The 14,626-nt window shown below is 71.8% G+C and carries 13 protein-coding genes; 8 read left to right on the plus strand and 5 right to left on the minus strand.

What is annotated here, in order from left to right; translation table 11 throughout:
* Window positions 1-775: hypothetical protein (locus IMZ11_RS09430; protein ID WP_228639661.1), on the plus strand; the 775-nt coding region annotated here is incomplete at its 5' end.
* Window positions 776-1,101: 326 nt separating this feature from the next.
* Window positions 1,102-1,776 (plus strand): hypothetical protein, encoded by a 675-nt coding sequence (locus IMZ11_RS09435; protein ID WP_228639663.1) that lies wholly within the window; start codon window positions 1,102-1,104, stop codon window positions 1,774-1,776.
* A gap of 255 nt (window positions 1,777-2,031) precedes the next feature.
* Here IMZ11_RS09435 and IMZ11_RS09440 read toward each other — a convergent pair whose 3' ends face one another.
* Both IMZ11_RS09440 and IMZ11_RS09445 read right to left on the minus strand, forming a co-directional pair.
* Window positions 2,032-2,538, minus strand: coding sequence for a DinB family protein (locus IMZ11_RS09440; RefSeq protein ID WP_228639665.1), 507 nt, complete (start codon window positions 2,536-2,538; stop codon window positions 2,032-2,034).
* Window positions 2,539-2,847: 309 nt separating this feature from the next.
* On the minus strand, window positions 2,848-3,477 hold the full coding sequence (locus IMZ11_RS09445; protein WP_228639667.1) for an LUD domain-containing protein: 630 nt from the start codon (window positions 3,475-3,477) through the stop codon (window positions 2,848-2,850).
* A gap of 114 nt (window positions 3,478-3,591) precedes the next feature.
* Between IMZ11_RS09445 and IMZ11_RS09450 the strand changes: the two genes are divergently transcribed.
* The 3 genes from IMZ11_RS09450 to IMZ11_RS09460 all read left to right on the plus strand — a co-directional run bounded on the left by IMZ11_RS09450 (window position 3,592) and on the right by IMZ11_RS09460 (window position 9,274).
* Window positions 3,592-3,990, plus strand: coding sequence for a helix-turn-helix domain-containing protein (locus IMZ11_RS09450; protein WP_228639669.1), 399 nt, complete (start codon window positions 3,592-3,594; stop codon window positions 3,988-3,990).
* A 297-nt stretch (window positions 3,991-4,287) separates the two neighbouring features.
* Entirely contained in the window at window positions 4,288-6,177 is a 1,890-nt protein-coding gene (locus IMZ11_RS09455) for an RNA ligase family protein (RefSeq protein WP_228639671.1), read from the plus strand.
* Between the two features lie 4 nt (window positions 6,178-6,181).
* The gene (locus tag IMZ11_RS09460; RefSeq protein ID WP_228639673.1) at window positions 6,182-9,274 is read left to right on the plus strand and encodes a poly(A) polymerase; all 3,093 of its coding nucleotides are present in this window, start codon (window positions 6,182-6,184) and stop codon (window positions 9,272-9,274) included.
* Between the two features lie 49 nt (window positions 9,275-9,323).
* Here IMZ11_RS09460 and IMZ11_RS09465 read toward each other — a convergent pair whose 3' ends face one another.
* Window positions 9,324-10,334, minus strand: a complete 1,011-nt coding sequence (locus IMZ11_RS09465; protein WP_228639675.1) for a questin oxidase family protein — start codon at window positions 10,332-10,334, stop codon at window positions 9,324-9,326.
* Window positions 10,335-10,392: 58 nt separating this feature from the next.
* Between IMZ11_RS09465 and IMZ11_RS09470 the strand changes: the two genes are divergently transcribed.
* Window positions 10,393-10,728, plus strand: coding sequence for a helix-turn-helix transcriptional regulator (locus tag IMZ11_RS09470; protein ID WP_228639677.1), 336 nt, complete (start codon window positions 10,393-10,395; stop codon window positions 10,726-10,728).
* A 38-nt stretch (window positions 10,729-10,766) separates the two neighbouring features.
* On the opposite strand, the gene IMZ11_RS09475 is transcribed toward IMZ11_RS09470, so the two are convergent.
* Entirely contained in the window at window positions 10,767-11,132 is a 366-nt protein-coding gene (locus IMZ11_RS09475) for an MmcQ/YjbR family DNA-binding protein (RefSeq protein ID WP_228639679.1), read from the minus strand.
* 402 nt (window positions 11,133-11,534) lie between these two features.
* Between IMZ11_RS09475 and IMZ11_RS09480 the strand changes: the two genes are divergently transcribed.
* Complete coding sequence (locus tag IMZ11_RS09480) at window positions 11,535-12,677, plus strand: aromatic ring-hydroxylating dioxygenase subunit alpha (RefSeq protein ID WP_228639873.1); 1,143 nt, start codon at window positions 11,535-11,537, stop codon at window positions 12,675-12,677.
* Between the two features lie 96 nt (window positions 12,678-12,773).
* Here IMZ11_RS09480 and IMZ11_RS09485 read toward each other — a convergent pair whose 3' ends face one another.
* Window positions 12,774-13,421: a TetR/AcrR family transcriptional regulator gene (locus IMZ11_RS09485; RefSeq protein ID WP_228639682.1), complete on the minus strand. Its 648-nt coding sequence runs from the start codon at window positions 13,419-13,421 to the stop codon at window positions 12,774-12,776.
* Window positions 13,422-13,517: 96 nt separating this feature from the next.
* On the opposite strand from IMZ11_RS09485, the gene IMZ11_RS09490 reads away from it, so the two are divergent.
* On the plus strand, window positions 13,518-14,489 hold the full coding sequence (locus IMZ11_RS09490; RefSeq protein ID WP_228639684.1) for a zinc-binding dehydrogenase: 972 nt from the start codon (window positions 13,518-13,520) through the stop codon (window positions 14,487-14,489).
* Window positions 14,490-14,626: the final 137 nt, after the last annotated feature.

Raw genomic sequence — 14,626 nt, forward strand, 5'->3', positions numbered from 1 at the left:
CACCGACACGCCCGTCCCCACCCCCACGGGAAAGCCCATCACCGTCACCAAGGTCACGCCGATACACCGCAGTAACGACGCGACCTGGATTTCGGGCGCGGTGGTCGACGCCGCGACCTTGGCACGGATCAACGGTGAGATGAAGGCATTCGGCGGGTACGTGGCCGACGAACGCGCGGACGCTGTGATGCGGGCCGCCGGCGCGGTCGAGGCGACCTCCTCGACGGTCGAGTTGGAACTGACGGGCAACCATCCGAAACCCGTAAGGATCACCAACGTGCGCACCGTCTCGCAGTGCGACGAGCCGCTGAAGGGCACCGTGTTCTTCTCGGGGCCGCAGGGAACGTCCGACACGGTCCGCATCGGGTTCGATCTGGACGAGACGTCGCCGATCGCCCACTATGCCAAGCCTGACCCCAACGACGGCCCGCCCCTGCTGTACGGGGACTACTTCGCCGACCACAAATACACCCTGGAGCAGGGCGAACAGACGACGTTCCGCCTGGCCGCCCGTACGTCCGAGAAGTACTGCGAATATCGCTTCAGGTTCGAACTCATCGTCGACGGCAAGCCGGCGGAGCAGATCATCCCCGAAGACGGGCCGCCGTTCAAGGTGACGGCCGAGGTACGAAAGGGTGAGTACGCGCTCGCACCCCTGGACTGCTCGGCCTATCGGAGCCGCTATGCCAGCAAGCTCTTCTATTCGGGCACGATTCCATCATCCGACTTTCCGGCCTGGATTCCCATGAGCAAAGCCCAGTCGGTGTGCGGGTGAACGTCTGTCTCCCGCGGGCCGTTTCCCGCCCGGCCGAACGTCGTGACCCGCGCTCGGGAATCGAGGCGTCCGGCCGTGCACAGGTGCGGTCCTCCCCCGAACGACCGCGCCACGTGAACCGGCCGCGCCGGGAGGTCGCGCCGAGAGATCGCACCGTGCCGTTTCGCCGCCTGCTCGCAGTCGCCGCCACCGCCGGTGTCGCCGCCCTGCTGCTGAGTGGTTGCCAGAACAGCGGACCCGACCCGGCGCCATCCGCTCGGCCGGAACGATCAGAACGATCCGACCGGCCCGAACGAGATGCCCGTCCGGGAGTCACGGTCGAGGTCGTGACGACCAAGAAGCTCTACGTCGATCTCGACCTGAAACAGAAACTCCAGTACGTCAAGGTGAGCGGAATCGGCGATCCGGCCCTTTCCCAGAAGATCAATGAAAGGCTGCGCGGCGCCGCGGAGGAGATCCTCGACGATTTCCAGGACGACCTCAAGGACCTTCCCATGGGCGAGGTGAGAGAGGGGTCGACCCTGAGCTCGACGGCGACGGTAGGGTTGCGCGGCCCGCGGGTCGTCTCTGCCTATTACCGTTTCTCCACCGATGCCCCGGAACTGGGTCGTGTCCCTTTCATGACCTACACATCGCTGGTCATCGACCTCGCGACGGGCCGCGAACTGACCGTCCGGGACCTGCTGGCGCCTCGGGTCCGCACGGCGGAAGGAACGACAGATTTCGCGCGGGTGCTCACCAGGTCCGGGCCGAGTGGAAGGCTCTGCGAGCAAAGTCCTCCGGGCACCCGGCCACTTCAGCCCAACGACATCTTCTCCGGCAAGCCCGAAGAACACGTGGTGGACGTCTTCCCCACAGCCGAGGGCGTCACCTTCACCCTCGCGCTGTGGAAGCTCGGCTATCCGATGTCCTGCAACGGCCAGGCGATCACCGTGCCGTACACGAACCTGGCCGGGTTGCTCGCCCCCGCTCTGGACCCTTCACCGCATCAAGGCGGGTGACCGTCCTCGCCGGGCTGCTCGTACCCGCCGCCGGCCCCTGAACCGCGTCGAGCATACGATCGCGCCGCGCGTGACCTAATCGCCGCGCGTGACCTACACGCCGCGCGTGACCTAATCGCCGCGCGTGACCTACACGCCGCGCGTGACCTACACGCCGCGCGTGACCTAATCGCCGCGCGTGACCTACACGCCGCGCGTGACCTACACGCCGCGCGTGACCTACACGCCGCGCGTGACCTACACGCCGCGCGTGACCTAATCGCCGGTCGCGCCGTCGACGCGCTCCCGCAGCAGGTCGGCGTGGCCGTTGTGCCGGGCGTACTCCTCGATCATGTGAACGAGGATCCACCGGTGGGAGCAGTCCTGACCGTGGCGCCGGCTCTTGCCCACAGCGTCCAGCGGGACTCCGGCCGACAGCTCGCGGGCGTGCTCGATCTCGGCCTGCCAGACCGCGAAGGCCTCCTCGGCCGAGGCGGTGTCCACCTCGTCGAAGTCCGCGTCCTGGTTGACGTCCTTGCCCCACAGGCGGGGGGCGCCCTCGCCGTTGAGGACGTTCCTGAACCAGACCTGCTCCACATGGGCCATGTGGCGGACCAGGCCGAGCAGGGACATGGTCGACGGCGGCGTCGAGCGCTCCCGGAGCTGCTCCTCCGACAGACCGGCGCACTTCACGGCGAGGGTCCCGCGATGCCATTCGAGCCAGTTGTTCAACATGGCCCGCTCATCGCCGATGAAAGGGGGAGGAACGCGGTTGTCAGTCATGCCTTGCAACGTAGCGCCATGCCGGCCTGACAACGAACCGAATTGCGGCACCGCACCGGCACCTGCGCCACACCTGTACGGCACCTGTACGGCACCTGCACCGCGCCGGAACCTGCCCGGCGGTCCGGCTCGAACGAACCCGTGCTCGGGCGATGCCCGGCCTGATCTGCGCCGACCTCGTCGTTCGGCGCGCTGTCCCCGTCTGTCGGCAGGCCGCCGCCCGGCTCCACTCCCGGCAGCCCGACGCCCGGCTCCACTTCCGGCAGGCCGCCGCGTCGGGCGTCGGGCGGAGGGTGACCTGCGGGTCGATCAGAAGCCGATGGCCTCGCGGACGAGCACGACGGTGCCCCGTTCGGGCATGGCCTCCCGCTCCAAGATGAGGATCTTGCCGATGAACGAGGTCTGCCCGTACAGGTCATGCAGCCGGCGCCACTCCCTTGGCAGGCTGTAGGCGCGGATGCGGCGCAGGCCCGTCTCCTCGTCGGGCACCACCTTCTGCGCGCCGACCACCCAGACCGCCTGGCGGGCGCCCGACGCGTACGGCGCGATCTGGCTGCCGCTGGCGGAGGCGACGAGCATGCGACCGTCCTCGGTGACGGCGTGCACGCTGCCGACGACCACCTCGGGAGTCGCCCCCAGCCGGATCCGGGCCTGCACGTCGTCACCCAGGTCACCGGACCGTGCCCGCACGGACTGGTACTCACCGGACTCGTCGATGTCCTCGGCGATGCCGGAGAGCCGAAGCGTCTCGCTCGAGGCGGTGAACACCTCCCGGTCCCGTGGTACCAGGTCGGCGACCAGCTTGCGCGCCTCGGCGGCGGTGTCCACCAGGTGTACGGCATAGCCGTGGTCGCGCAGAGCGGCGGCGGCGCGGCCGAGCCGGGCCTCGCCCGCCGGGTCCGCGAACGCCTCGTCGATGGCGGGGGCTTGTACCGTCATAACGGTTCCTTTCAGGAACTAACTGGATGTGTGGTAACTGGCCTCATTCTCAGGAACCATGGACGTGGAGCGGAAGACGGCACCTTTTCCTGCCTCGGTTACCTGGAGAGAACCTTGACCACAGACACCCACCCGTCCATCGGCGATCGGGCCCACGAGCTCATAGCGGCCCGCGACGACGCCACATGCCGCGTACGGGAAATCCTGGACCGGGTCGGCGACAAGTGGTCACTGGCCGTCGTCGCCGAACTCGGCAAGGAAGGGCGGCGCTTCACGGAGCTCAAACGCGCGGTTCCGGGCATCAGCCAGCGCATGCTGACCGCGACGCTGCGCGGTCTGGAACGCGACGGCCTGGTCCTGCGCACCGTGCATCCGGTCGTGCCGCCCAGGGTCGACTACGCGCTCACCTCGCTGGGGCGGACGTTGCTCACCACGGTGTGGGCGCTCATGGACTGGGCGTTGGAGCACATCGACGACATCGATCGGGCCCGCAACGAATACGACGCCCGATAGCCCGATAGCCCGATAGCCCGATAGCCCGATAGAAGGTCCTGAAGACCGCCCCGAAGACGGCCGTCGGCAACGACTCCCCCGATGCCGACATCCCGGGCACCATGCACGAGAACGTGCTCACCGCGCTGCTCGGCCCGCCCCGCGCCGGGGCCATCGCGTACGGTTCCACGCCGGGCCCGATCCGGTGGCCTCGACAGACGGCGGGCGGGGTCACCTGGCGGCGGATTAATCGATGGATTCGCCCTTTTCCCCTCTCGTACAGTCACCGGGGCACAACGTCGTCACGGGGGGCACAACATGCGCGTCCACTACCCTCGCACCCCGCATCTGCCCTGGTCGCCAGGAGCGACGACGGACGACGTGCGCGCCGGCGGCCTGTCCGGGCTCGTGGGACGCGAGGTCGTCGTCACCGAGAAGCTCGACGGCGAGAACACGACCATGTATTCGGACGGGCTGCACGCCCGTTCTCTCGACTCGGCGCACCACCCGTCCCGCGCGTGGATCAAGGGTCTGCACGGCAGGATCGCCCGGCACATCCCGCCGGCCTGGCGGGTGTGCGGGGAGAACCTCTACGCCCGGCACTCGCTCGCGTACCACGATCTGGAGAGCTGGTTCTACGCCTTCTCGGTGTGGGACGGCGACCGCTGCCTGGACTGGGACGAGACCGTGCGCTTCAGCCGGCGGCTGGGAGTCCCGGTCCCCGCGGTTCTGTGGCGCGGTGTCTGCGACGAGCGCGCGTTGCGGGCACTGCGCCTGGACACGGCGCGGCACGAGGGATACGTGGTACGGACCGTCGAAGGGTTCCGGCGGGAGGAGTTCGCCCATCGCGTGGCGAAATGGGTGCGTTCCGCGCATGTGACGACCGACGAGCACTGGATGCTCGCGCCCGTCGTGCCGAACGGCCTGGGCCCCGCCGCCGCGCTGTGGGAGGTTCGTTCGGGGGCCGGTCCCGCCGTGCCGTCACTCCTTGCCGCGCTGGGGACGGCGATCGACGAGCTCCGCCAGGCCACCGCGCCTTCCGTCGAGCCCGCCGTACCGGAGCGGGCTCCCATGGAGCGGGCCGGGGCGGCGGTCGCCGACGTCTCCGCACGGCTCGACGTGCTGGAACGGTCGGGGGACGCCCGGCTGGCGGGCGTGCTGGCGGCGCTGTTCGACGACGCACCGCGGCCCTGGCTGGCGTCCCGGCTGGTGGCGCCCCTCGGCATGGGGCTCGCGCGGCGGGTCGCCGATCTGGCCGGGCTGCACGCCCGCCTGCGCGATCCGTATCCCGAGGAAGCGCGCAGGACCGGGCTGGTACGGCTGGCCGGAGCCGCCGACCTGGGCGTCCTGCACGCGGTCGCCGCCGCCACCCTGGCCGGGTGCCACGACGACGGATCCCTCGCCGCGCGAGAGCAGATCGCGTGGTCGGAGCTCCACGCCGAGGACGCGGGGCTGCTCGGCGAGGCGCCGCTGCGCCCGCTGCGCGAGGGACTGCGCGCGATGCTCGGCGGATGCGGTCCGGACGCGGCGGACCGATGCTGGGCCGAGGCCCGGGAAGCCTACGCACTCGGCCGGATCTCCTCACCGGAGGAGGCCGTGGCGGCGACCTGGCGATGGCGATCGGGCGCGTTTCCCCGGCTCGTCATCATGGTCGGGCCGTCGGGCACCGGGAAGAGCACCTTCGCCAGGAACCTCATCACCACAGGCACCACAATCAGACCCACAGGCACCTCAGGCACCTCAGGCAACGCCGGCACCGATACCGGCACCGATGGAGGCGTCCGCCCGGCCACCCGCGCCGACGCCGTCGTCTCGCTCGACGACCTGCGTGCGGCCCGTGGATCCCGGTCGGACCAGCGGGCCAATCCCGCGATCCTCCGCGAGGGTCTGCACCGGCTCGACGAGCTGCTGGCCGGCGGCGGGACAATCGTCTGGGACGCCACGGCACTGAACCGGCGACAACGCTCGCTGGTGCACGCGGTGGCCCGCCGTCGCGACGCGCTGACGACGCACGTCGTCATGCTGGTACCCGACGGCGAGCTGGCGCTGCGCAACAGCGGCCGCGCGAACCCGGTACCACCGGAGGTGCTCTCGGCCCAGCTCCGACGCTTCGCCCCGCCCTTCCCGTGGGAAGCGCACCGCACCTGGTACGCCGGGCCGGACGGACGGGTCCACGACACCGCCGGAGCCCTCGACAGTACGGACTGAGCCCATGCGAACAAGCGAAGAGATCTATCACCGGGTCCGCTGGGATCCGCGCTTCGATCCGGCGCGCTTCGTGCTGGGGATCAACGTGCGGGCGGCCGCTCCCACGCGGGTGCCGCTGCCCGCGTTCGTGCCCGGAGGCGACATCCCCTGGCACCGGATCATGTTCGTCGAGGCGGACGGCGAGGTGGTCTGGGATCGGGCCTCCGGCCTCGACCTCCTCGACTCGTCCCAGGCGGGCCGGGTACGGGAACCGCGCAGGTTGCGGGAGCCGTCCTTCACCGCGTGCGTGCCGTACGTGTGGGACCCGCTCACCGGTTGGAGTCCGGCCCCTGCCGTACAGGCGGGGATGCCCCACGTGCCGGGCGCGTCCGGGGCGCGCCTGCGTGTGCTGACCTGGAACACCCTGTGGGATCGCTACGACAGCGACCGGATCGACACCGCCGGGCGCAGGCCGCTGCTGCTGGAGGCCCTGGAACGGGCCGACGCCGACGTCATCGCGTTGCAGGAGGTCGAGACCGGGCTGCTCGACATGCTGCTGCGGGCGCCGTGGGTTCGCTCCGCGTACACGCTGGGCACCGATCCGCGCGGCGGGGACGTCGACGACAGCGGGCTCCTCCTGCTCAGCCGCCTGCCCGTGCGGGAGGCGGGCCGACATGCCCTCGGCCCGCACAAGGCCGTCGTCGCCGTCACGGTGGAGTCCGCGGCGGGGCCGATCGTGGTGGCCGGCACGCATCTGACCAGCGACCATTCGGAGAACGGCCCGGCCCGGCGCGGGGCCGAGCTCGACCGGCTGGCCGAGGTGCTGCGCGGCGTGGAGGGTGACGTCATCCTGCTCGGCGACCTCAATGACGGGGGAGGCGGGCCCGCCGACGTGCTCGGCCTGCGCGACGCCTGGACCGAGGTGCACGGGCTCGACGACCAGACGCCGACCTTCGATCCACGGGCCAATCCGCTGGCGGCCGTCTCCTCGCTCTCCGGCCGAGCGTCCCGGCTCGACCGCGTACTGCTGCGCGGTCACGACCTGCGGGCCGGCGCGGCGGTTCTGCGGGGCGACTCCCCCGCGACGCCGGGCGGGCTGTTCGTGTCGGATCACTACGGCGTCGCCGTGGATATCGTCGCCGGCGAGAGCGAGTACGGGCAGGGCACGCAGGCCGGCGTTCTCGACGCCCGGCCCACCGCGCGGACGGCGGTGGCGTGGATCCCGCCGGAGGAACTCTGGCCCGCGATCCAGGAGATCCGCGAGGAACACGACCCCAAGGCCGGCAGGTGGCCGCCGCATGTCACGGTGATGTTCGGTTTTGTACCGGAATCCGATTTCGAGGAGGCGGCGCCTCTCGTGGCGGCCGCCGCGGCCGCGACCGCTCCGTTCACCGCACTGCTCGAAGGCGTGCGCGCCTTCCGTCACCGTGACGGCTCCACGGTCTGGCTGGACCCTGCCTCCGCCGGGCGTGAGCCGTGGGCGGAGCTGCGCGGCGCGCTGGAGCGCGCCTTCCCCCGCTGCCGGGGCGGCGCGGAGGGCTACACGCCGCACCTCACGCTCGGAAGGGCCCGCGATCCGGAGCGCCTCATCGACGAGTGCGCGGCACGACTCGGCGGCGGGCCGGTGCGTGTCGACGAACTGGTCCTGCTGTCCCGACGCGGCGAGGAGCCGATGCGGCCCCGGGCGACCGTCGCCCTGGGAACCGGCGAGGTGCGCTGGATCACTGACAACACGCGTGAACCCGGCCCACACACCCCGGCCGGGCGCGCAGGCGGGACTCCCGGCGACGTTCCACGAGCGGCCGGGCGCGGCCCCGGCGGGCAGGGGACGGTCGAGGACATCGATGTCCCCGGGGAACCGGCGGCGCGTGACGTCGTGGAACGGCTGCGGGTCTCGCTGGCCGGAGGCGTGGTCCACGTCGCCGGATCGCGCCGGCTGGGGTGCGCGCTGCCCGGTGCGGACCTCGACCTGGTCGTGGCGCTGCCCGGTGAGCCCGATCTCACGGACGTCGAGGCGCGCGTGGCGGCGGCGCTGCCGGAGGCGACGGAGACGCGGCGCGTGGTCGGCGCCCGGGTCCCCGGGCTGCGGATGCGGGTCGGCGGTCTCGACGTCGGTCTGGACGTCGATCTGGTCGTCGTCCCGACCGCCGGAATGCCCCCGGCCGAGGCGGTGGCCCGCCGTACCGAGCTGGGAGAGGAAGCGGCGATCGCCCTGAGCGCGATCAGCGACGCCGACGCCGTCCTCGCCTCCGTCGGCGTGGACGCTGCCGCGTTCACCCGGCTGGCCCGTGAGGTGAAGGCATGGGCGAAGGCGCGCGGGCTGGACTCGGCTCCGTTCGGCGGTCTTCCTGGCCTGGCCTGGGCCGTCCTCGCGGCACGGACGGTACGGGAGGCCGGGGATCTCCCGCCCGGCGACCTGCTCGGCCACTTCTTCGGCATGTGGGCGGCATGGGACTGGCGGCGGCCGGTCAGCCTGTGGCCGGAGGCCACCCCGGGCGCGGGGCAGGAGACACCGCCCCCGCCTGGTACGGCACCGGCCGGAGGGCAGGAAACGCCGCCGCGACCTGGTACGGCACCGCGCCGAGGGCAGGAGACGCCGCCGGATGACGGTCGGGGCGCGGCTGTACAGATCATGACTCCCACGGCCCCGGTCCGCCTGTGCAGCGAGCAGGTCGGCGCCGGCTGGCGGGATCTTCTGACGCGGGAGCTCTACAACGCCTGGGAGACCACGGAGGCGGCGGCGGAGGCCGGCCGCGATCCCCTGGCGGAGCTGCTGTCGCCGCCGCCGTTGCATCGGCGGCACGCCGCGTGGGCCGTCGTGACCGTACGGGCCGGGCGGACGGAGGAGTTCGGCGTGACGCTGGGGCGGGTCCGGGGCCGGATGCGGGCGCTGCTCGCCTCTCTCGAACGCGCGGGAATCCAGGACGCGCATGCCTGGCCTCAGCCGTTCGACGCCGGGCAGGGACGGGCCCGGTTCGCCATCGGGCTCGGGCGCACCCCGCCCGACGCGGCCGGGCTCGCCGAGGTGACGGGGCCCTGGGCCGCCGGACTGCGCGGGGTCGGCGTGGAGTGGGCCGAGTGCGGCGTCGTGCCGACGCTCGGCGGCGCTTCTCGATGACCGAGGGCAGGCTCATGGCCGCCCGGACGGCGGGCGGTGGGGCGTGCCGTCAGCGGAGCAGTTCCACCGAGCGGGCGGCGGCGTGGAGGAAGACCGGGTCGCCGGTCCGCGCGTGCTGGCGGAGCGCGGCCTCGGTCAGCTTGATGGCGTGGGCGTCGCCGGTCTCGGCGGCCCTCCCGGCCAGCTCGCCCGGCGCCGGAGGGTCATCGGAGGGAAGCGGCTCGGCCGTGCCCTGATACGCGAAGCCGCTGTACAGCGCGGCGGCCACCTGCCACAGGGCGTCGTACGTGGGCCGCCAGAGCTCCCTGGGCAGGTGGTCCAGCACCGACGACACCGCCACCGGCGCCGTCACCGCGTGGATGAAGTCGATCGGCGCGTGCCTGCCGTGCGTCAGGAACACCCCGGCGAACACCCGGGTCAGCTCGGTCAGGTCGGCGGCGACGTCCGTGGGCGGGCGCAGCGAGGAGACGACTCCGGCGAACTCCGGCAGGTCCCGCAGGTGGGCGAGGTGCGCCACGATCAGTTCGGTCGGCGCCAGTTCCAGGATCGGCAGTACGGCGACCGCCTGTTCCAGCGTCCGCACACCGCTGGTCAGCGGCCGTCCCGGCAGTTCGACGTATCCGGCCGCCCAGTAAGCCAGCGCCTGGGCCAGCTCGGTGAGCCTTGGCGGGGTCTCCTGCTCGGCCAGCGCCCGGACGGCGTGCGAGGTGCGGATCACGCCGTGCGTCGCGCCCGCGGCCAGGCCCGGGGTGAGCCGCGGCCACCATTCGGCCAGGACCGCACGCCACGGGGCCTCGGTCAGGCGCTCAGTGAAGTAGGCGGTCCAGTCGCCGACCCTGCGCCGGTCGCCGAGCGCGGCCCGCCAGTCGGTGACGCGGCCACGGGTGTCGGGCCCGCCGTCGAGCCGGGGCAGGTAGCCCGAGACCCAGTCGGCGATCGTCTCCGCCGCGCCCAGCCGTACCAGGGCCTCGGCGACCATCGGGCCGTGGTTGGACAGGCCGCCGCGATACTCGGGTCCGGTGGGCGCCAGCCGGACCAGTGCTTCGTCGAGATGATCCATCGTTCTCCTTCTATATAGGGTTCAGACTATATAGTTCGGAGACGATACGCTGTCCATCGTGGGGACTGTGGACGCTGTGGAGACCGTGGACGGCGTGAACGCTGTGGAGACCGTGGACGTCGCGGTGCTTCGTGCGCTGGCCAATCCGGTGCGACTCGGGATCGTGCGCAGGCTCGCGGTCGAGTCCGACATCTGCGCGTGCGACTTCACCGACGAGTTCTCCGTGAGCCAGCCGACGATCTCCGCGCACCTGAAGGTGCTGCGCGAGGCCGGACTGGTGCGTACGCGGCGCGAAGGCACCACCATCTGCTACTCGCTGGTGCCGGAAACACTGGCCGGACTCGTGGCCGACCTCCAGCGGCTGACCGCACCCCAACCGGCGCCCAGCAGCTGACCGCACCCCAACCGGCGCCGGGCCGGGCTCCGGGAGCCTCAGACGCCGCCCGGCCGGCGGGAGACGCTCTCGAGATAGGCGGCGGCCACCCTCTTGGGGACGGCCATCCGCCACGCGTCGATGACGATCTCCCGCATCTCGGTCGCGTCGATCGCCGCCATCGTGAGCTGGACCCAGTTGTACCGCTCATCGGACGGGCGCGGCATGTGGAACTTCCCGGGCTCGGCCGCGACGAGCGCCGCGCGCTCTTCCTTGGGGAAGGCGAACCCCATCGTCGTCTCGTCGGGCGAGATCGCGAGATAGACGATCCTGCCGACCCGGAACTTGATCCGATCTCGTATCAGATGCTCCGAGGTGCGCGGCAGGGCCAGCGCCACCCGGCGCACGTCGTCGACTGTGATCATCTCTACCACCATCTCCTGTTCGTACGGCTCAGCAGGACGCCTTCGGCCGGCGCGCCCGCCGGTCGGCGCGAGTACGTGAAGAGCGGGCGCGGCACGATGACCTCGCCACCCATCATGATCGAGGGCGGGCGCGGCGCGGGAGGGTGGCTTCAACGCGGCGGCCGCCTCCTGAGACCGGGGGTCACCGATCCCGTTCGGCGGCCGCCGCCTCCCGGGACCGGGGCCCTCCGATCCCATTCGGCGGCCGTGGCGACCGCCTGATCCCGCCGGCCTGGATGTTCTTCGAGATTCCGGGCAACTGACGACCGTCTTCCTGCGAACACACCTGTGTCAGGAAGCAACGCGGGCGCGAGCCGTACTCGGACGGTTCGACGGCCGCGCGTCGACGCGGGGGGCGTGACCATGCTCAAGAACTTCTGGTACGCGGTGGAGTTCGGCGACAAAGTCGGGCGCAGGCCGGCGAAGGTGACCTGCCTCGGCCAGGACTTCGTCCTCTACCGCACACGCAGGGGCGAGGTCGTCTGCCTGTCCGACCTGTGCGTGCACCGGGGCGGCGCGCTGTCGATGGGCACGGTGAAGGGCGACACCGTCGCGTGCCCCTACCACGGCTGGGAGTACGAGCCCGGGGGCGCCTGCGTGCGGATCCCCGCCAACCCGCCGGGACGCGGGATTCCCGGGAAGGCCCGGGTCGACTCCTATCCGACCGTCGAGAGGTACGGCATGGTGTGGGCGTTCCTCGGCGACCTGCCCGAGGAGGAGCGGCCGCCCATCCCGCACATCCCCGAGCACGGCGACCCGGCCTTCCACTCCGTCCACGTCGAGATGGAGTTCGCCGCCAACTACGAGCGGACACTGGAGAACGTCGTGGACTCCGCGCACATCCCGTTCGTGCACGGCACGACGTTCGGCAACCCCGACAGGCCGGAGATCCCCGACTACACGATCACCCTGGACGACTGGTCCGCGGTGGCGGACATCCGGCTCAGCTCGGCACCGCCCAGAGGGCTGCGGGGCGTCCTCACGCGCCGCCGGAGCAGGCCCGAACAGGTGACGGTCACCAACGGCTGGTACCTGCCGAACATGGTCAAGATCCACATCCGGCTCCCGTTCGGCGACATGATCCTCTACGACTTCAACATCCCGATCTCGCAGGACCGTACGCTGGTCAAGATCCTGGGCTTTCGCAACTTCCTCACCGGCCGCTGGGCGGACGGCAACGCGCGCAGACGGATCGAGCGGATCCTGCTCCAGGACCGGCCGGTGGTGGAGTCGCAGCGCCCCGAGTTGCTGCCGTTCGACCTGTCCGACGAGCTGCACCTGCGCAGCGACGCCCTCCAGGTCGCCTATCGCCGGCGGCGCGCCCAGCTCATCGAGCGCGGCTGGTGGGTCGGCGGGGACGACGTCGTCACCGGCGACGGCCCGCGCCGCACCGCGACCGTCATCCCGTCTCCCGCGCGCCGCGACGATCCCGAGCTCACCCGCGCCTGGGTGCACAAGGCGAGGGGTGGCAGCGGCGCGCCGGTCTCGGACGACGCCGCCACCTGATCGCCCGGCCGGGTCGAGCGCCGCCGCGAACCCGCCGGAACACCCTGTGCCGGACGGGCGCCCTGTGCCGCGGCCCGGCGCCCTGTACCGGCCGGGTCAGGAGGGGGCAGGGGCCGCGAGCATCGCGGCGGCCATGACGCGTAGCGACGCGGCCAGCCGCGCCGACTCCCCGCGCTCCAGCAACCGCAGGACCGGTTCACTCTGCAGGCTGCACAGCAGAATGTGGGCCAGCAGTTCCGCGTCCAGTTCCGGTCGCCGCTCGGCGATCAGCGCGCTGGTGTGGCCGTGCCAGAACCGATAGACGGGATGGTCGTCCGGTGACCCCTGGGCACAGTCGTCGGCCTGACCCGCCTGTGCCTCCTGCTCCTTCCACTCCGGCCTGGACGCGGTGGCGGCGTGACCGAGCGCGGCGAGCAGCCCCTTGTTGCGGCCGACCAGCTCGGCGATCGCGTCCAGGAAGGCCATGAGCCGTTCCTCCGGCGGAGCACCGGGGCCCAACGGCGGTGGTCCGTTCGTGACGGCCTCGTTCAACGCGTACGCGCGCTCCTGCATCAGCGCGACCATGAGCCCCAGCCGGCTGCCGAAACGGTGGAACACCGTGCCCTTGCCGACTCCGGCCGCGGCGGCGACCCGCTCCATGGAGACCTGCTCCGGCCGGTACCGAGCCAGCAGCTCCTCCGTCGCCCGCAGGATCGCCTGCCGGTTCCGTGCCGCGTCGGCGCGCTCGCGACGCCCCTCAGCCATAAGGACCTCTTCACATAGACAAGTGGACCGTCGGTCAAGTACGCTCTCGCCTATCTTGACCGTCGGTCCAGTTTATTGCGAACTCTGGAGGACATCATGCGCCGAATCCGCTATCACGCCTACGGTGGCCCCGAGGTACTCGTCATGGAGGAGGCCGAGCCTCCCGTCCCCGGCCCCGGGCAGGTACGGATCCGCGCCGAGGCGATCGGCGCCAACTTCGTCGACGTGAAGTTCCGCCAGGGGCCCGACACCGGCGGCATCTATCGGCGGGAGTTGCCCGCCGTGCTCACCGGCGACGTGGTGGGGACGATCGACGCCGTCGGACCGGGCGTCGGCCCCGAGCTCGTCGGGCGGCGGGTCGCCACGCTGGCCGAGGACGCCTTCGCCGATCAGGTCCTGGCCGACGCCGAGTGGCTCGCGCCCGTACCGGACGGGATCGACGACGCCACCGCCAGCATGCTGCCGATGGGCGCCCCGGTGGCACTGGGCGCCCTGCGCACCGCCCGGCTGTCGCCCGGCGAAACCGTGCTGGTCCACGCCGCCACGGGAGGCATCGGCCACCTGGCCGTGCAACTCGCCAAGATCGCCGGCGCCACGGTGATCGCCACCGCGGGCTCCCCCGCCAAGCTCGACTTCGCCCGTGCGCTCGGTGCGGACGCCGCCGTCGACTACTCCGCCGCGGACTGGCCCGAGCGGGTACGCGAGATCGCGCCGGGCGGCGTCGACGTCGTCCTGGACTCCGTCGGGGGCGACGTCCTGAGAAGCAGCCTCGACCTCCTTGCCCCGTTCGGCCGGGCCGTCGTCTACGGGGCGGCGAGCGGCGAGGTCACCGACATCCCCGTGATGAGCCTGTTCGCGGTCAGGTCGGTGACGGGGTTCTCGCTGCTCGCCTGGCGCGCCGCCGCGCCCAAGCAGGCACGCGAGGACATGGACGAGGCGGCACGCCACGCGGTGGAGGGGAGACTGCGCGCCACGCTGCACGCCCGCCTGCCCCTGACCGAGGCGGCCGAGGCGCACCGGATCCTGGAGAGCCGCTCGCAGCTCGGCCGCGTCCTCCTCATCCCCTGACCACGGGACCGGCGGACATCCGCGTCCCCTGACCAAGAGACCCGCGGACATCCGCGCGAGCCGCGTCGGCTTCGTGCGAGCGCGTCGGCTTCACACGTCGGCGTGGCGACCCGATGGCCGCCACGCCGCAGACCGTA

This window comes from Microtetraspora sp. AC03309, assembly GCF_020826795.1.
Classification (GTDB): Bacteria; Actinomycetota; Actinomycetes; order Streptosporangiales; family Streptosporangiaceae; genus Microtetraspora; species Microtetraspora glauca.